This window comes from Tenacibaculum discolor (genome assembly GCF_003664185.1).
Taxonomy (GTDB): domain Bacteria; phylum Bacteroidota; class Bacteroidia; order Flavobacteriales; family Flavobacteriaceae; genus Polaribacter; species Polaribacter discolor.
On sequence record NZ_RCCS01000005.1, the window covers coordinates 41,145 to 59,474 of the forward strand.

The 18,330-nt window shown below is 31.0% G+C and carries 17 protein-coding genes; 11 read left to right on the forward strand and 6 right to left on the reverse strand.

Features of this window, described 5'->3' with window-relative positions:
• Nucleotides 1–2 precede the first annotated feature (2 nt).
• Entirely contained in the window at nucleotides 3–725 is a 723-nt protein-coding gene (locus C8N27_RS03720) for a polyprenol monophosphomannose synthase (protein ID WP_099214758.1), read from the reverse strand.
• 78 nt (nucleotides 726–803) lie between these two features.
• Between C8N27_RS03720 and C8N27_RS03725 the strand changes: the two genes are divergently transcribed.
• From C8N27_RS03725 to C8N27_RS03745, 5 genes are all read left to right on the forward strand, one after another.
• Nucleotides 804–1,442 (forward strand): DUF4271 domain-containing protein, encoded by a 639-nt coding sequence (locus C8N27_RS03725; RefSeq protein WP_099214759.1) that lies wholly within the window; start codon nucleotides 804–806, stop codon nucleotides 1,440–1,442.
• Nucleotides 1,443–1,456: 14 nt separating this feature from the next.
• A complete protein-coding gene (locus C8N27_RS03730) occupies nucleotides 1,457–2,203 on the forward strand; it encodes a uroporphyrinogen-III synthase (RefSeq protein ID WP_099214760.1) in 747 nt (248 codons plus the stop codon).
• Nucleotides 2,204–2,320: 117 nt separating this feature from the next.
• Nucleotides 2,321–3,313: an inorganic phosphate transporter gene (locus tag C8N27_RS03735; protein ID WP_121146330.1), complete on the forward strand. Its 993-nt coding sequence runs from the start codon at nucleotides 2,321–2,323 to the stop codon at nucleotides 3,311–3,313.
• Between the two features lie 38 nt (nucleotides 3,314–3,351).
• Nucleotides 3,352–4,236: a sterol desaturase family protein gene (locus C8N27_RS03740; RefSeq protein ID WP_121146331.1), complete on the forward strand. Its 885-nt coding sequence runs from the start codon at nucleotides 3,352–3,354 to the stop codon at nucleotides 4,234–4,236.
• Nucleotides 4,237–4,326: 90 nt separating this feature from the next.
• Nucleotides 4,327–6,420, forward strand: a complete 2,094-nt coding sequence (locus C8N27_RS03745; RefSeq protein ID WP_121146332.1) for a S46 family peptidase — start codon at nucleotides 4,327–4,329, stop codon at nucleotides 6,418–6,420.
• Nucleotides 6,421–6,532: 112 nt separating this feature from the next.
• Here C8N27_RS03745 and C8N27_RS03750 read toward each other — a convergent pair whose 3' ends face one another.
• The 3 genes from C8N27_RS03750 to C8N27_RS03760 are packed head-to-tail and all read right to left on the reverse strand — an operon-like array spanning nucleotide 6,533 to nucleotide 9,713.
• Nucleotides 6,533–7,831, reverse strand: coding sequence for a POTRA domain-containing protein (locus tag C8N27_RS03750; RefSeq protein WP_121146333.1), 1,299 nt, complete (start codon nucleotides 7,829–7,831; stop codon nucleotides 6,533–6,535).
• Entirely contained in the window at nucleotides 7,815–8,822 is a 1,008-nt protein-coding gene (locus tag C8N27_RS03755) for a glycoside hydrolase family 113 (RefSeq protein ID WP_121146334.1), read from the reverse strand. The genes C8N27_RS03750 and C8N27_RS03755 overlap by 17 nt, the downstream gene beginning before the upstream one ends.
• A gap of 21 nt (nucleotides 8,823–8,843) precedes the next feature.
• Nucleotides 8,844–9,713, reverse strand: coding sequence for a transporter (locus C8N27_RS03760; RefSeq protein ID WP_121146335.1), 870 nt, complete (start codon nucleotides 9,711–9,713; stop codon nucleotides 8,844–8,846).
• Nucleotides 9,714–9,851: 138 nt separating this feature from the next.
• Here C8N27_RS03760 and C8N27_RS03765 point away from each other — a divergent pair, with 138 nt between their 5' ends.
• From C8N27_RS03765 to C8N27_RS03790, 6 genes are read left to right on the forward strand one after another with little or no spacing between them, the layout of a single operon-like run.
• Nucleotides 9,852–11,195 carry an NAD(P)/FAD-dependent oxidoreductase gene (locus tag C8N27_RS03765; RefSeq protein ID WP_121146336.1) on the forward strand — a complete coding sequence of 448 codons (1,344 nt, stop codon included), beginning with the start codon at nucleotides 9,852–9,854 and terminating at the stop codon, nucleotides 11,193–11,195.
• Between the two features lies 1 nt (nucleotide 11,196).
• Entirely contained in the window at nucleotides 11,197–12,819 is a 1,623-nt protein-coding gene (locus C8N27_RS03770) for a 4Fe-4S binding protein (RefSeq protein WP_121146337.1), read from the forward strand.
• Nucleotides 12,809–13,285, forward strand: coding sequence for a toxin-antitoxin system YwqK family antitoxin (locus tag C8N27_RS03775; RefSeq protein ID WP_121146338.1), 477 nt, complete (start codon nucleotides 12,809–12,811; stop codon nucleotides 13,283–13,285). The genes C8N27_RS03770 and C8N27_RS03775 overlap by 11 nt, the downstream gene beginning before the upstream one ends.
• 3 nt (nucleotides 13,286–13,288) lie before the next feature.
• A complete protein-coding gene (locus tag C8N27_RS03780; RefSeq protein ID WP_121146339.1) occupies nucleotides 13,289–13,996 on the forward strand; it encodes a glycosyltransferase family 2 protein in 708 nt (235 codons plus the stop codon).
• A complete protein-coding gene (locus tag C8N27_RS03785; RefSeq protein ID WP_121146340.1) occupies nucleotides 13,996–15,486 on the forward strand; it encodes a cellulose synthase family protein in 1,491 nt (496 codons plus the stop codon). The genes C8N27_RS03780 and C8N27_RS03785 overlap by 1 nt, the downstream gene beginning before the upstream one ends.
• Before the next feature lie 30 nt (nucleotides 15,487–15,516).
• The gene (locus tag C8N27_RS03790) at nucleotides 15,517–16,839 is read left to right on the forward strand and encodes an MptA/MptB family glycosyltransferase (RefSeq protein WP_394342558.1); all 1,323 of its coding nucleotides are present in this window, start codon (nucleotides 15,517–15,519) and stop codon (nucleotides 16,837–16,839) included.
• Nucleotides 16,840–16,953: 114 nt separating this feature from the next.
• Here the strand turns inward: C8N27_RS03790 and C8N27_RS03795 are convergent, their stop codons facing one another.
• Nucleotides 16,954–17,535 carry an acyltransferase gene (locus C8N27_RS03795; RefSeq protein ID WP_121146342.1) on the reverse strand — a complete coding sequence of 194 codons (582 nt, stop codon included), beginning with the start codon at nucleotides 17,533–17,535 and terminating at the stop codon, nucleotides 16,954–16,956.
• Between the two features lie 48 nt (nucleotides 17,536–17,583).
• Entirely contained in the window at nucleotides 17,584–18,327 is a 744-nt protein-coding gene (locus tag C8N27_RS03800) for an energy transducer TonB (protein WP_121146343.1), read from the reverse strand.
• Nucleotides 18,328–18,330: the final 3 nt, after the last annotated feature.

An 18,330-nucleotide genomic window follows, 5' to 3' on the forward strand; every position in this document is an offset into this window, starting at 1 on the left:
TGTTATTTGGGTAATCCGTTAATTCTCATTTTTATCACACCGAAGACAGCTTCTTTAATGATTCCTTTGCTTAGCTTTGACTTCCCTAAGACTCTATCAGTAAAGATAACTGAAACCTCTTTAATGTTAAATTTATGCTTCCATGCCTTGTATTTCATTTCTATTTGAAATGCATAGCCTACAAACTTAACTTTATCTAACTTGATTGTTTCTAGCACTTTTCTTTTATAGCATACAAACCCTGCAGTAGTATCATGAATAGGCATTCTGGTAATTAGTCGTACATACTTTGATGCAAAATATGATAAAAGGACTCTGCTCATTGGCCAGTTAACTACATTAACCCCCACCGAATACCTTGACCCAATAGCTACATCTGCTCCTTCATTAGCACATTCATTATACAGTCGAATTAAATCGTTAGGGTTATGTGAAAAATCGGCATCCATTTCTATGATATAATCATATTTATTAAAAATTGCCCATTTAAATCCATGAATGTATGCAGTACCTAAACCGCTTTTTCCTTCTCTTTTTTCAATAAAAAGCTGACTTGGAAATTCTTCTTGTAAGTTTTCTACGATTGCTGCTGTTCCGTCAGGAGAATTATCATCAACGACCAATACATGAAATACCTTTTCTTGACTAAAAGTTGCTCGAATAATAGCTTCGATGTTTTCTTTCTCGTTATAGGTAGGAATTATGACTAAAGCGTCTGACTTCATGTAATTTTCATATAAATCTGGGCAAAGATACACTTATTTATTACTAATTTTGTGTTAATTAAAAAAGTATAAAAGCAATTGCAAGCAGTAGAACGAATTACAAACCATGATAGTTGGATTACTTTAGTTATCGTATTGGCTATTGTACTATTGGCTATGATGAAATCTTTAAAGCCGACCAAATTATACGGATATACTATTGCTTTTATAACTCCAGGTTTTTTTCATAAAAGAACAGAAGAAGGAGCCTCTTTTTTTACCCCTTTTAAATTACTCTTATTTTCTTTTTCATCAATTGTTATTTCTCTGTTTTTATTCTTGACTTTAGTATCGGAGATATACTTTCATAGCTTTTTAGCTTTTATAGGATTACTTCTATTTGTCATTCTGTATTTCTCACTACGTTTCTTAATAGATTACGCATTAGCAAACACTTTAGGTTTATCATCAATTGTAAATTACTTTTTACACACGAAATCAGGATATTTGTATGTTCTTAGTATATGGTTACTCCCTTTTATCATACTATACCAATACACATTTACCAACAAACTTTTTTTAATCTATTCTTTCGGTATCTTGCTTATTTTTAGGGCCTTTTTAATTTTAACAAATAATAAAAAGCTTGTAATTAGCAAGTTATTTTATTTTATTTTGTACTTTTGCACCCTTGAAATAGCACCGCTATTAATTCTTTATAAAACAACAACTACGTAATAAAGAGAAAGTTTATGAAAGTTAAAACTATTTTAGTCTCTCAACCTAAACCGAAAACAGAAACATCGCCATATTTTGATTTGGCAGAAAAGCAAAAGGTGAAGGTTGACTTTCGATCGTTTATTCATGTCGAGGGAATTCCTGTTAAAGAGGTAAGAGCTCAAAAAGTTGATTTAAACAATTACACAGCAATAATACTTACTAGTAGAAATGCTGTTGATCATTTTTTTAGAATTGCTGAAGAAATGCGCTTTACAGTTCCTGATGATATGAAATACTTCTGTCAGTCTGAAGCTGTAGCATACTATTTACAAAAATACGTTGTATATCGTAAACGTAAAATTTATGTTGGTAGTAGAACATTTCCAGAGTTAACTAAATTAATTAAGAAACATAAAGATGAAAAGTTTTTACTTCCTTCTTCGGATAAGTTAAAACCTTTAATCCCTGCTGAACTAGATAAGTTGGGTGTAGATTGGAAGCGAGCAGATTTATATCGTACTGTTGTAAGTGATTTATCTGATTTAGAAGATGTTTTTTATGATATTTTAGTATTCTTTAGTCCATCAGGAATTGATAGTTTATTTAAAAACTTCCCTGATTTCAAACAAAACAATACTCGAATAGCCGTGTTTGGTAATACCACCATCAAAGCTGTTGAAGATAGAGGTTTACGTGTAGATATTGCTGCACCAACACCTGAAACACCTTCAATGACAATGGCTTTAGAAAAATATATTAAAGAAGCTAACAAGAAGTAGTTCGCTTGTTTTTAACACCTTAAACAGCCATCAAAGATACTTTGATGGCTGTTTAATTTTATACATGTAAGTTTAATTTAATTCTACCGTCAAAGGAGTCATACTTAAATTAAACTTATGATTTTTTTACTACTTTTTTTAGCTGCCTGCTTTCTTGCCTACAGTAATGGAGCTAATGATAATTTTAAAGGTGTTGCCACCCTATTTGGGTCTGGAACAACCAATTATAAAAAAGCTATCAATTGGGCTACCTTAACTACCTTTTCTGGTTCTGTAGCAGCAATTTTTTTGGCAGATGAATTGGTAAAAAACTTCTCAGGAAAGGGTTTAGTTCCAAATGATTTGATTCAAACACCAATATTTGCCATAGCCATCGCTATGGGAGCAGCTATCACAGTATTTTTAGCGACAAAAATAGGAATGCCTATTTCTACTACACATAGTTTAGTTGGAGCTTTATTTGGCACAGGAATTATAGCTGTAGGGAATACTTTTAATTTTAAATTACTGACTAGCACTTTTCTTTTTCCTTTAATTGTTAGTCCTTTAATAGCTACCATTTTAAGCTTAATCGTTTATCTTATTTTTAAGTTTATACGAAAACAAATTCCAAGCTTAAACAAAAATAACCCAACTTTATTTAGCTTTTCTTCTGTAAGAATCTTAAATAGTTTACATTATTTAAGTTCGGGTGTTGTTAGTTTTGCTAGAGGATTAAATGATACTCCGAAGATTGTAGGTTTGTTAATTATTGCCAATAGCATTGACTTAAAGTGGAGTATGATATTAATTGCAGTAACTATGGCTTTGGGTGGATTGTTAAACGCAAAAAATGTAGGTGAAACTATGAGTAAAAAAATTACTAAAATGAATTCTGGTCAAGGGTTTACTGCTAATATTGTTACTGGACTACTTGTAACTACTGCCAGCGTACATGGCTTACCTGTTTCCACTACACATGTATCAGTTGGCTCTCTATTTGGTATTGGAACAGTTACCAAAAAAGCTAATTATAAAGTGATTACTAACATTTTACTATCGTGGATACTTACTTTACCTATAGCCGCTATTATAAGCGCAGGAATTTTTAAAATCTTAGAAATAATTTAACTAATTTATATTTTGTAATTGCTACTTTTAGATTCTTTATGGATAAGTACATAGACATTATAAAAAACTCATATACTGGTTACTGGAATTACATTAAGCAGTCAGTACTTATGGAGTTAAACTGGGAGAATTACTTTTATGGTTTAATCATAATTTCTCTTGTTGTTTGGGCATTAGAAATTATATTTCCTTGGCGTAAAAACCAACCTTTATTTCGTAAAGATTTTTGGCTGGATACTTTTTACATGTTTTTCAATTTCTTTTTATTAAATCTTATAGTCCTTATTGCTTTATCAAACACAGCAGAGCAGTTATTTAATGACATCCTTGGTCTAGTTGGTTTATCAGTTGCTAGTTTTCAATTGTTTGATATTAATACATTTCCCTATTGGGCAAGAATTACAGTATTTTTTATCATTATTGATTTTGTACAGTGGTTCACACATACTTTACTCCACAGATATGAATTTTTATGGAACTTTCACAAAGTACATCATTCCGTAAAACAAATGGGGTTTGCAGCACACCTTCGTTATCACTGGATGGAACCTGTGGTATACAACTCAATGAAATACATTCCGCTAGCTATTATGGGCGGATTCACAGCACAAGATGTAGCTATTGTGCACTTTTTCAATATTACTATTGGACACTTAAATCATGCCAATATTAATTGGGATTATGGTTGGTTAAAGTATATTTTAAATAATCCTAGAATGCATATTTGGCATCATGCTAAAGAGCTTCCACCAGAAAGAAGAATGGGTGTTAACTTTGGTATTACACTAAGTATATGGGACTACATTTTTAAAACCAACTACATTCCTTACAATGGACGTGATATTGAGTTAGGTTTTGACGGAGATGAAAAATTCCCAAAAGACTTCATCCATCAAGAACTCTATCCTATAGGAAAGAAATAATGTTTTAAGTCTTTTTTAACCTATTACTTCATACTTTCAACAAGCTATTTTACTACCAATTTGTATCTTTAGCTTTTTAAAAACAAACAAATGAAGTACATAAAAATTCTATTCTTATTTATTGTCGTTCAAGTTACTGCACAACAAGGTGGCATGTGGATTCCTTCGCTCTTAGAAGGAATGAACGAACAAGAAATGACCTCTTTAGGAAGTAAACTTACCGCAAAAGACATTTATGATGTAAACAATTCTAGTTTAAAAGATGCTATTGGGCATTTTAATGGAGGTTGTACTAGTGAAGTAATTTCTCCTGAAGGATTAATTTTAACCAATCACCACTGTGGTTTCGGACAAATTCAATCACACTCATCTTTAGAGAACGATTATTTAAAAGATGGTTTTTGGGCTATGAGTAAAAAAGAAGAATTGCCTAACAAAGGTTTATATGTTGAGTTTATTGTTCGTATTGATGATGTGACTACCAAAGCTTTAAATGGAGTTAACAACGCAATGACTGAACGTGAAAAACAATCAACCATTGATAAAAACATCAATGAAATTACTAAATCAGCAAAAAAAGAGACTTGGCAAAATATTAAGGTGAAGCCTTTTTATAAAGGAAACCAATATTTCTTATTTGTTACTGAAAAATTTGAAGATGTTCGTTTAGTTGGGGCACCACCAAGCAGTATAGGTAAGTTTGGTAGTGATACCGATAACTGGGTTTTTCCACGTCATACAGGAGATTTTTCATTATTTAGAATTTATGCTGATAAAAACAATCGTCCTGCTAAATACAGTAAAAACAACGTTCCTTACAAGCCAAAACACTTTTTACCTGTTTCTTTAGACGGAATTGAAGAAGGTGATTTTACTATGGTTTTTGGTTTCCCAGGTCGTACTAATGAGTATTTACCAGCCGTTGCTATTAAGCATATTACACAAGAGTTTAACCCAAGTAACATTGCTATTAGAGAAGCTGCATTAAAAGAAATTGATGCACAAATGAAAGTAAGTGACGCTGTTCGTATTAAATATGCTTCAAAACAAGCACGTATTGCAAATGCTTGGAAAAAATGGATTGGTGAAAATTTAGGAATTAAAAAGAGTAATGCTATTGCAGAGCGTCAAGCTTTTGAAGCTACATTCAAAAAAGCACTAAAAGAAAAAAAACTAGAAAATACCTACGGAAATATTCTTCCTGAGTTTGAAAAATTGTATGCCGATTTTGCTGATATCAATATTAAAAGAAGAAATTTTATTGAAGTTTTCTTGGTTACTAATGAGTTAATGCAAATGACTTTTAGAGCGTATCAATTAGAACAAATAGCCTTAAATAAACCTGAAAAGTTTGAAGATGCAAAAACTTCATTAATCAATAGAATTAAAGGAATTCATAAAAACTTTGATGTAAATGTAGATAAAGGTGTGTTTAAAAATGTGATGCCTTTATACAACCCTACTAATGTAGATGCTTCTATTTACGACAAAACAAGTTTTATTGATTTAGACAAAGCTTTACAATTATTAGAAGGTGATGCTAAAAAGGTGGTTAAAAACTTAAACAAGGATGCTGCTTACCAATATGCAAAACCTATGATTGAAGAGTTTTATACTAAAATCAATCCAGAGTTTCAGCAAAAAAATCAGCCAATTACAGCGTTACAAAAAACATACATGAAAGCATTAATGGAAGCGTTACCAAATGCGCGCTATTTTCCAGATGCTAACAGTACATTACGTGTTACTTATGGTCAAGTTCGTGGTTATTCACCAAGAGATGCCGTATACTATAATCCAGTAAGTTATTTAGACGGTGTTATTGAAAAGTATGTTCCTGGTGATTATGAATTCGATGTTCCTCAAAAGTTGCGTGATTTATACTACGCTAAAGACTTTGGACAATACACTGATAAAAACGGGAAAGTGCCTGTTTGCTTCTTAGGAACTAACCATACCACAGGTGGTAACTCAGGAAGTCCTGCAATTGATGCTCACGGAAACTTGATTGGTTTAAACTTTGACCGTGTTTGGGAAGGAACGATGAGTGACATGAATTACGATCCAGAAATTTGTAGAAATATTATGGTAGATGTTCGTTATGTATTATTTATTGTTGATAAATACGCAGGAGCAAAGCATTTAATTGAAGAAATGAAGTTAGTGCACCCAAAGAAAAAATAAAACATTTTTCTACATAAGAATAATTTAAAAAGCGAGGTTTGTATTTTACAACCTCGTTTTTTATACAAATAAACAAACCTTGGAGATTGGACTCTTGGCTATCGCCCTGCGATTAGAAATATTGACCTATCCCAAATACAAATCCTTTTGATGCATTCTTTGTAAGTCCATGTCCATAATCAATTCTAAAAACTGCATTGAATATTTTTTTATTAATAAAACGCAAACCAATACCAGAATACATTCTAATATTATCACTATTTACAAAATCGCTTAACGCTCCTCCAGGCTTTCGCCAAGTTCCAACATCAGTAAAGACATTCCCTTGCAAAACAAACCATTTTTTTTCATACAAAGTATAGCGATACTCTGTATTTAAAACAATGCTTCCTGTACCTCTATCAACTAAAATACCAACGCCTCTTAAATTCAAATTATTATCTAAAGCGAATGGAGCAAATGGAGTATCATCATTAGATGACAAACCAACTCGTAATCTATTTGCCCAATTTCCTTTATTACCTAGTCTTTTAAAGTAAAATAAGTCATTCCAAAAAATTAAAAAGTCATTTTGATATTTATTCTCCGATGTTACATATTGTCCATGAAACTCATTTTTAACCCCGTTGATGTATTGATAATTATAATCTAAATTATCAAAAGTGTAAATTAGCTTTAATAACTTTTTATCAACATTAAGCTCAGTCGGAACCTCTGATGAAATGCTTCCGTTTAAATAGTTATACTTTTCTTTAAAAAAGTTAACTCCAAACTGTAACTGATTTTTAAAATCGTGTTGATATAAAGCTAAAGCCTCGTAAGAGATATTCTGATACTTATAATTAGCTGATTCATTCTCAAAATACAATGGCTCTTCACTTGTCCAGTTTTGATGATTTAATGCTAGCCCCCATTTTACTGAAAACAACGTAGGAGCTCTAAAATTAACTCCGTAAGAATCAAATCCGTTATATTGATAAAATCCACCTAAAACAATATTCCTTCCTAAAAAATTATACTCACCAACTCCAATTCTGTAAGCCAGCTTTTGGTTAATTGTCTTGTGAAAGTTGATTTCAGGAATTATTGTAAAGTTCTCTTCTACCGTTACAACAACATTACATTTACTATCAGAACATGATGCTTTAAAATATGCGTTAGAAATTGCTGGTAAGCGCTTTAAGCGAGTCATATCATTCTTCAGTACAATTGAATCAAGTACATTATTTTCTTTTGAACTCAATATCCTCCTTAAAACATGTTTTTTAGTTTTTTTGGTTCCTAAAAAAGTGATTTTTTCTATTCTTCTTTCTTGTGAATAGCTGTTTACAGACAACCAAAACACTGCAAAAATTATTGTTTTTAGAAGAAATAAGTGTTGTTTATCATACTTCTTACCTACTACTTTCATACATCTTTTTTATAGTCAATTCCGCTGGTTTGTTTTGTGGTGTAAACCGATTGTTATCTTGACCTCCTACTTCTTTATGATTATGAAACCATTTCCAAACAAAACCACCTGCAAACCAATCTTCTTTCCAAAACTGATTATACAGAGCTTGTAATGCTTTTTGTTGATTTTCTAAATTTACATCTCCTTCAATTCTTCCTGAGTTCCATGGTTCTTTCCCTGTAAAATTTACACTTCTATACCCGTACTCAGTAAATAAAACAGGTTTATTAAACTTACTTTGAACCTGAATAACTTCATTCTTGTGCGGTTGCCATCCTCTTTCTAAATCATCTATACATGGAGATTTCTGATCACTTAATGGAAAGTAAGCATCAATCCCTACAAAATCTAAATCTTTCCAAAAACTTACTCGCTTAAACTCATCCCAGTTTGCCGCATAAGTCAATTTCCCTGAATATACTTTTCTGATTTTTTTTATGAGTTTTTGCCAATACTGAGGTCGGTTTTTCACAAACTGCTCCAATTCTGTACCAATACAAAAAATTTCTGCATTTATTTCTTCAGCCACTTCTGCAAAAACAAGAATAAAATTCTCATAAGACTCCTCTAACTCCTTCCATTTAGCTTCAGAATTCATTTTTATAGCTCCTGTATAAACACCATTCCAAACCCAAATTTGTGGTTTCAACATAATCTTTATCTTACTTCGTTGAAACTCTCTAGCATATTGTTTTACGCCTTCTTTTGTTTCTCCAAACCATTGATTTTTGGAATTGTAAATTACTTTAGGAGATGATAAATTTTTAACAAAACCAAAAGGCATTAGTGTAACATAATTTGCTGACACCTTTTTTACATCATCAATATGTTGGTTTGTTATTTCTTTTGAAGAAGCAACAAAACTAATTCCGTTTATCTTTTTTGACTGACTCGTGCAAGAGCTACAAAAAAGGATTAAACTTAATAAAAAGAGTTTTAGAGTGTTCATTACCCCTCTAATTTACTGTTTTTAAAATAATGCTCGGATTCCTAAATTAAAACTTTGTCCTAAGCCATTGTTTGTTCCTCTAACAAAATTACTATACAATACTTCTAAGTTTAAAGTCTTGGTAATTTGATATTTTCCACCTAAACCTAAAGCTGTATAATCTTGTGTAAAATCTCCAAACCTTTGTGAATGCTGTGTAAAAGCCAAAACTGTAGACTTTTCATTTGGAAAATAACTAAAGAAGATTCCTGGAGCTAATAAAAAAGTATTGTTGGCAAAACTATCCTCATCCCCAAAATTATACTCTGTATTTAACTCTGTAAACAACTGCCATTTTCCATTAGAAAAAGTATAATCATAAAAGAATCGATTTTGAAAAGTCCAAGCTGTTTGATCCAAAAACACACCATTTTCTGTTTCATTGCTAACTAAAGGAATATGTACTGCTGATTGAACTGAAAAATTTCCTACATTTTTTAATGGTTGGAACTTAATAGCTGGTGCAAATGATGTAATTCCTTTTCTCTCTGTATTTGGATTATCTTTTAGACTAAATACTGATAATGCTTGGCGATCGCCAATTGTATTAGAACGAAACTCAATGATTGCTCCTATATTAATACGGTTGTTTTCTGAAATTCCTGTAAAAGCTTCTAATGTTGAAGTAAAGTAGTTTTCTCTTAGCTTTGATTTACTTTTACCATCGGCATCAGCAAATTTTGTTTCTGTATACAAGTTATTAAACCACTTAATATCCCATTGTCCATTGTTTAAAAGTTTAGATGGTGTATACGTTTGAATGTTTGATTTTTCTACTTTATCTTCTTGAGCATTTGAAATTTGTACTACCAAAAAGAATAAAATTGAAAAGCTTATTAATTGTCGTTTCATATGATAAATTTTATATAAATCATAGGTCGCCTTAAAAAAACTCCACTTACAAAACCTATTTATTTAAAATCATTCTAAATTTAATTCCTTTATTAAGTTCTTAACTTTAGCAACGACCTAAACTGCAAATCAACATTTATGGAGCACGTTGTTATTATTGGTAATGGAATTTCTGGGGTTACAGCCGCAAGGCATATCAGAAAATTATCAGATAAAAAAATCACCATTATTTCTTCTGAAACTGATGAGTTCTTTTCAAGAACCGCTTTAATGTATGTGTACATGGGACACATGAAATTTGAACATACACAACCTTATGAATCTTGGTTTTGGAAAAAAAACAATATTGATCTCAAAAAAGGTTTTATTTCAAAAATACATTCATCAAAAGAAGAAGTAGAGTTTAGTACTGGGGAGAAATTGTCTTACGATAAATTAATTATTGCCACCGGTTCAAAACCTAACAAATTTGGCTGGCCTGGTCAAGATTTAAAAGGTGTTATGGGAATGTATCATAAACAAGATTTAGAGGCTCTTGAAAAATACGCCCCAAATAATGATGTGTGTAAAAGAGCTGTAATTGTTGGTGGAGGTTTAATTGGTATTGAACTTGCCGAAATGCTTCATAGCAGAAATATTCCTGTTACCTTTCTAGTTCGTGAAGATAGTTTCTGGGATAAAGTATTGCCTTTGGAAGAATCTGCCATGATAAATCGTGAAATTACAGAAAATCATATCGATTTACGATTAGGCGTAAACTTGAAGGAGATAAAATCAGATAAAAACGGACAAGTTACATCTGTAATTATTGAAGAAACCGGTGAAGAAATACCTTGTAATGTTGTTGGTTTGACTGCTGGTGTTTCTCCTAATATTAACTTTTTAAAAGATTCTGAAATTGAACTTGGCAGAGGTGTTAAAGTCAATCGCTTTTTAGAAACCAACATCAAAGATGTGTATGCTATAGGTGATTGTGCTGAACAACATGAAGCGATTGGTTTACGTCGTCCTATTGAAGCTGTTTGGTACACTGGTAGAATGATGGGTGAAACTGTTGCGCAAACTATTTGTGGTAACCGAATTCAATATAAACCAGGACACTGGTTTAACTCAGCAAAATTTATTGATATTGAATACCAAACCTATGGTTGGGTATGGCCACAACCTAAAGAAAATGAAGCGCATTTTTTCTGGGAACATGAGAGTGGTAAAAAATGTATTCGAATTAACTATGATAAAAACACGCAAAAATTTCTTGGTATAAATACATTAGGTATACGTATGCGTCATGAATTTTTTGACAAGGCTTTGAATGAAAAGCAATCTGTAAACTATGTTTTAGAGCATTTAGCAGATGCCAACTTCGACCCTGAATTTTACAAACTTCATGAGTCAGAAATTGTGGCAAAATTCAACAAAGAAAACAACACCAATATTCAATTAAAAAAGAAAAGCTGGAAAAGAATTTTCAGTAGAGTTTAAGATGAAAATAATAAAACAAACAGGTTTACTGCTATTCTTAATAGGGTTAATCATTTTTTCAGGAGTAATTTTTACAGGCTCTTTTAATTTAAGTCAATCAAAATTAGACTCATTCATTACTGAAAAAGGATATAAAAGTGAAATTATAAAAGATGAACTTAACAAAACTATTGTTACCGATGAAAGCTTAAATATTTTTGAGTTTTCTAGCCGAGTTAGAAATGCTTATGAAGCATCTAACAATCATTACAATACTCTAATTGCTAAATACGATGCTGAAAAGAACTGGGATAAAAAAGGTGAACAATACCAATATTTAATTTATGGTAAACCTCATACGTTAAGTTATGAATTAGCTAAAAGATCAGGTAATGGTTTTGTTAAAAACAACTCTGGCTTACTATGGTTACTCACTTTTGGTTTAGGTATTTTAGGGGCGCTGTTATTTATACTTCCTAATTTTATTTTATTAGGGCATAAAGGAATAAAAAACAACGGTATTTATTTAGAAGCTAGCACAAACCGTGGTTGGATAGCTTGGTTAGTTTTAATTTATCTGGTAGTATTTTACTTATTACTTTATTTTTTTCCTGACTATGTTGTTAACTGGACTTTTATATTAGATCCTATTAGCAAGTTTTTAAACGGTGGCGAAGCAAGTCAGTGGTTCGTATATGGTTTTTTATACTGTGTAATTATGCTTACAATGGGAGTAAGAATGTATATAAAATACAGACACAATAAATATCAAGTTATTAGAACAACTTCTGTATTATTCTTTCAAATTGTATTTGCCTTCCTTATTCCAGAAATAATGACAAGTTTAAATATGCCAGGGTATGATTTTAAAAATGCCTTTCCATTAGATTATGACTTCTTTTTTGAATGGAATTTAGATAGTTTAAGAAACAGCGGAGCTATTGGTTTATTTATTTTAGTTTGGGGTATTGTACTTACACTTATCATTGTTCCTGTAATGGTATATTTCTTCGGAAAAAGATGGTATTGTTCTTGGGTTTGCGGTTGTGGTGGTTTAGCAGAAACTTTAGGTGATCCATACCGTCAACATTCTAACAAAAGTATGAATGCATGGAAATTAGAACGTTGGTTAATACATAGTGTCTTAGTATTTTCGTTGGTAATGACCGTTGTAACGTTATACTGTTACTTTACTGGAGCGCAATCTTTCCTTGGAATTAATTCTCAATGGATTAAAGACACGTATAGCTTTTTAATAGGTGCTTGGTTTGCAGGAGTTATTGGTACTGGATTTTATCCAATTTTTGGAAATCGTGTTTGGTGTCGTTTTGGTTGTCCATTAGCCGCTTATTTAGGAATTGTTCAACGTTTTAAATCTCGTTTCAGAATTACTACTAACGGTGGACAATGTATTTCTTGCGGAAATTGTTCTACGTATTGTGAGCAAGGTATTGATGTGCGTTCATACGCCCAAAAAGGAGAAAATATTGTTCGTGCAAGTTGTGTTGGATGCGGAGTTTGTTCAGCAGTATGTCCTCGTGGAGTTTTAAAGCTAGAAAATGGTCCAGAAAAAGGGCGTATTAATCCAACAGAAATTTTATTAGGTAACGATGTAGATTTAATGAAATTAGTGAATGAAAAATAATGTTTTCATAGTATGCTTTTTTATTACTTTCTCTTTAGTTGGACAAAAAATATATCATAAATCATTCTATGAAAACGGAACATTAAAGAAAGAAGGTTGGCTTGAAAACAATCAGAAAACCGATTATTGGATCTTCTATTATAAAAATGGAAACATAAAAAAAGAAGGTAGATTTAAAAGTAATCTTCCTGTAAAATACTGGTTCTTTTATCGTGAAAACTCCTCTAAAGAAAAGGAAGGACACTTTGTTAATGGTATTCAAAGCAAATGGTGGATTTTTTATAGTAAAAAAGGTAACACTTATCAAAAGTGTCAAATCAAAAACAATAAAAAAAACGGATACTGTTTATTATACAAAAAACACAAATTAACAAAAGCTGTAAAGTTTAAAGAAGGAGTAAAGTTAAAAGAATGGAATAATTTGTCTTCTTTTGCAGAAGAAAACAATCTCAACGACTTAAAATAATAAATGAATCCACTTATAAAAGTTATCATCCCCGCGTATAACGAACAAGATTCAATTGTACATGTAATTAATGATATTCCCTCTTTGGTAAACGAGGTAATTGTTATTAGTAACAATTCAACAGATAACACTGAAATTAATGCTAAAAATGCAGGAGCTACTGTACTCACCGAAGATAGAAAAGGCTACGGTTACGCTTGCTTGAAAGGAATGGAATACATAGCTTCATCTTCTATAAAAAACCCAAACAACAAACCTGATATTATTGTTTTTTTAGATGGTGATTATTCTGATTACCCTGAACAACTTACCGAACTTATAGCTCCAATAATAAATGATGATATTGATTTTGTAATTGGTGCTCGTGTACAACGACTACGAGAAAAGGGTTCTATGACTCCTCAACAAGTTTTTGGTAATTGGCTAGCAACCTTTTTAATGAAATTATTTTTTGGTGCAACTTTTACAGATTTAGGTCCTTTTAGAGCTATTAAGTATAATAAATTACTTGCTTTAAACATGGAAGATAAAACGTATGGTTGGACAGTAGAGATGCAGTTAAAGGCTTTAAAACAAAAATTATCTTATGCAGAAATTCCAATGAAATATAGAAATAGAATTGGCGTTTCAAAGGTTTCAGGAACTGTAAAAGGTAGTATATTAGCCGGCATAAAAATTTTAGGTTGGATCTTTAAATATAGCTTTAAATAATGGTCTTAGAATACATAATAATTACAGTATACACTATATCATTAGTACTTATACTGCTATACGCTATAGCACAGTTAAATCTGCTTATCAATTATTTAAAAGCTCAGAAAAGAAAGGAAAACATACCTACATTAGATTTATCTGATATTAACAAAGTTCCGTATGTAACAATACAGTTACCTGTTTATAATGAACTTTATGTAATGGAGCGTTTATTAAGCAATATTGCCAAGTTAGATTATCCACACGAAAGGTTAGAAATTCAAGTATTAGATGACTCTACCGATGAATCTGTTGAGAGTACAGCTGTACAAATTAAAGAGCTTCAAAAAACAGGTTTAGACATTCAACATATTCGACGTGAAAATCGTCAAGGATTCAAAGCTGGTGCTCTAAAAGAAGGACTTAAAACAGCTAAAGGTGAGTTCATTGCTATTTTTGATGCTGACTTTTTACCTAAAGAAAATTGGTTACTGGAAACCGTTCCATATTTTAAAGATCCTGAAATAGGGGTAGTACAAACTCGTTGGGGACACATTAATAGAAACTATTCAACCTTAACAAAAATTCAAGCCTTTGCTTTAGATGCACATTTTACACTGGAGCAAGTAGGTAGAAATAGTCAAGGACATTTTATCAATTTTAATGGTACTGCGGGTATTTGGCGTAAAGAATGTATTTACGACGCTGGAAATTGGGAAGGTGATACATTAACTGAAGATTTAGATTTAAGCTATCGAGCTCAATTAAAAAACTGGAAGTTTAAATACTTAGAGAATGTAGTTACTCCTGCTGAATTACCTGTAGTTATTAGTGCTGCTCGTTCTCAACAGTTTAGATGGAATAAAGGTGGGGCAGAGAATTTTCAGAAAATGTTAAAAAGGATTATTACAAGTTCTAATATTCCTTTTAAAACAAAACTTCATGGAACGCTGCACTTACTAAATAGCTCTATGTTTACTTGCATATTTTTAGTTGCTGTTTTAAGTATACCTATGCTATATATTAAAAATGAATATGCTCATTTAAAAATTTACTTTTTAGTAATGAGTTTTTTCATTGTAAGTACCTTTATTTTCTTTATCTGTTACTGGTTTATGTATAAAAGAACTTATGGTGGAGGCTTTTGGAATTTTATCAAATATATTGGTGCCTTTTTTGCTTTTTTCTCTATTGCTATGGGCTTTTCTTTACACAATACTATTGCTGTATTGGAAGGTCATTTAGGTAAAAAAAGTGAATTTGTAAGAACACCTAAATTCAATATTAAGTCTTTAAAAGATAGTTGGAAAAACAATAAATACATTCGTAAAAGGCCTTCTTTACATGTGGTTATAGAAGGTTTGTTAGCTTTATACTTTGCTTTTGGTATGTATAGTGCTTTTACAGTTGGTGATCAAGGTGGAGATTTTGGTTTGTTCCCTTTTCACCTAATGTTATTTGTTGGCTTTGGATACGTCTTTTTTAAATCCATTTTCTCAAAAGCTTAGATGTCTTTTTTTAAAAAATATAGCTCAATTATGCTAACATTTGTTAGTGTAGTGCTGTATTTTTTATTTGCTTATACAATTGAACGTACTGAGTTTAATAAGTTACTTTTTCTATGGGTTACCTTATTTACTTGTTATTTTGGTCTTTTACAAAATAAGCAGTTATCCTTTGTACATTTAGCTAGTATTGCTGTTTTATTTCGATTGGTTTTCTTTTCTGCTATTCCTAATTTATCACAAGATTTCTATCGATTTATCTGGGATGGTCGTATGATTTTAGGAGGATTAAATCCTTATTTATCCTTGCCTCAAACATTTATTGAGCAAAACAACTATCCCATAAACCAAGCTAACGAGTTATATAAAGGAATGGGGGCTTTGAATGGTAGTCATTATACCAACTATCCTCCAATTAATCAACTTTGTTTTTTAATAGCTGCTCTTTTGGCTAAAAATAGCATTATCGGGAGTGTTATCATAATGAGAGTGTTAATTATTTTAGCTGATATAGGTATTTTATACTTCGGAAAAAAGCTTTTAGAAAGGCTACAGTTACCTGTTAAAAACATTTTTCTATACATTTTAAATCCTTTTGTGATAATTGAACTTACTGGAAACTTGCATTTTGAACCTGTAATGTTATTTTTTTTGGTTTGGAGCATTTATAAGTTACAGCAACAAAAATGGTTTTCAGCAGCTATATTACTAGCTTGTTCAGTTTCAGTTAAATTAATTCCTTTACTCTTTTTACCCTTATTTTTTCAATGGTTTGTAAAGAATGATTTTTCATTTCTTAGGGGTTTCAAAAAATTAGTATCCTTCTATGTTACTGTAATTTTTACAGTCATTTTACTTTTTCTTCCATTTTATTCCTCTGAATTAGTTTCAAACTACATGAACTCTGTTGGATTATGGTTCAGAAATTTTGAATTTAATGCTAGTTTTTACTACTTAGCCAGAGAAATTGGTTATTTATTTAGAGGCTATAATGAAATAGCTATTATTGGTAAGATTATACCTATTGTTACTATTTTCTTTTTATTGATTCTTACTTTTTTCAAAAAAAACAGGTCTATAAAACAGTTAATCGTAAGTATGTTATTTACTTTATCATTCTATTATTTTTTAACAACAACAATGCACCCTTGGTATATAGCAACTCTTTTAATTTTATCAGTGTTTACCCAATATCGCTATACTGTTTTATGGAGTTTAGTAATTATATTGAGTTATCAAGCATATGCTAACTCTCCATGGAAAGAAAATCTTTGGTTAATTACTTTGGAGTATCTAATTCTGTATACTTACCTTATTTGGGAAGTTTTTATAAAAAGAAAACCCACTCAAAATTGAGTGGGAAAAATTGCTATGAAAAAGAAAAAGAAAGTGGTTTTAAAACCACTGTTCAAATATAAATAAGATTTTTTCTTTTCACAAATATTTTTTTTACTTTTTTTAAACTTTAACTTAAAGTTTTCTTAACTTATTGTTTTTCAAGGTATATTTCTCTCCACTTTCTGGGCAAATAGCAAAACCATCTTTATCAAAAGTTAAACGATGTCCGTATTCGCTAATCCATCCTATTTGTTTTGATGGATTTCCTACAACCAAAGCGTAAGGTTGCACTTCTTTAGTTACCACTGCTCCTGCCCCTATAAAAGCATACTCTCCAATATTATTACCGCACACAATTGTTGCATTTGCTCCTATACTCGCGCCTTTTTTAACAATTGTTTCTAAATACTGATCTTGTCTTTTTATTGCACTACGTGGATTAATTACATTTGTAAAAACCATAGAGGGTCCTAAAAAAACATCGTCTTCGCATGTTACTCCTGTATATATAGAAACATTATTTTGAACCTTAACATTATTTCCTAAAACAACTTTTGGTGACACCACAACATTTTGTCCAATATTACAGTTGTTCCCAATAATGCAATTAGGCATAATATGACTAAAGTGCCATATTTTGGTACCATCTCCAATTTTACAACCGTCATCAATAACTGCTGTTTCGTGTGCAAAAAATGTTTTGTTTGTATTCATATATAACAAAAATAAAAAAACTCAACCAGTTGGCTGAGTTTTTACTTTTTATTCCACTCTAAAAGTAATAGGCAGCATATATTTTACTTTTACTTCTTTATTATTCTGTTTACCTGGAGTAAATTTTGGAATTTTATTTACCACTCTATCCGTTTCCTTTTCTAATTTAGCATGCGGTGCTCTAATTTGAATATCCGTAACATTACCTAATTTATCAATGACAAACTGTGTTAATATTTTATATTTTCCAGAACTTAATCCTACATCTTGAGCCAATTCAGAGTTGAAATTACGTTGTATATGTTGTTGTATTTTTCTTTCAAAACATTTTATATTTTCTTCTTCTGAAAGTCCTTCACAACCTTTAAAAACTGGAGTATTTTGCACATTGTTTATTGAAACTGGATCGTCAATATCTTTTATAATTTCAGTTTCTTTTAACTCTGGAATTTGATTTAAATCAATAGGTGCTTCATCTGCAGGTAAATCTATTACAGTATTGGTTTCTGTATTATTATCTACTACTTCTGGTTTAAATACTTCTTTAATTACACGCTCTTGCTTTGGCTTTTCAATTTCTTTTACTTTTCTTTTTATAATAACAGGTTTATCAAAAGTGTAAACTTTCTCATAAACTTGTGCATTGGTAGGTTTAACTATTGCTACATCTTTAGCTGTTTCGTGTTCTAAAACAAGAAAAACTACAAATAAAGTTAGCACCAAGCCTAACTGTGTAAAAATAGTTGAGAATTTTTCTAATTGCTTCTTAGCATGTTTCTTAGGTGTTTTCATAGT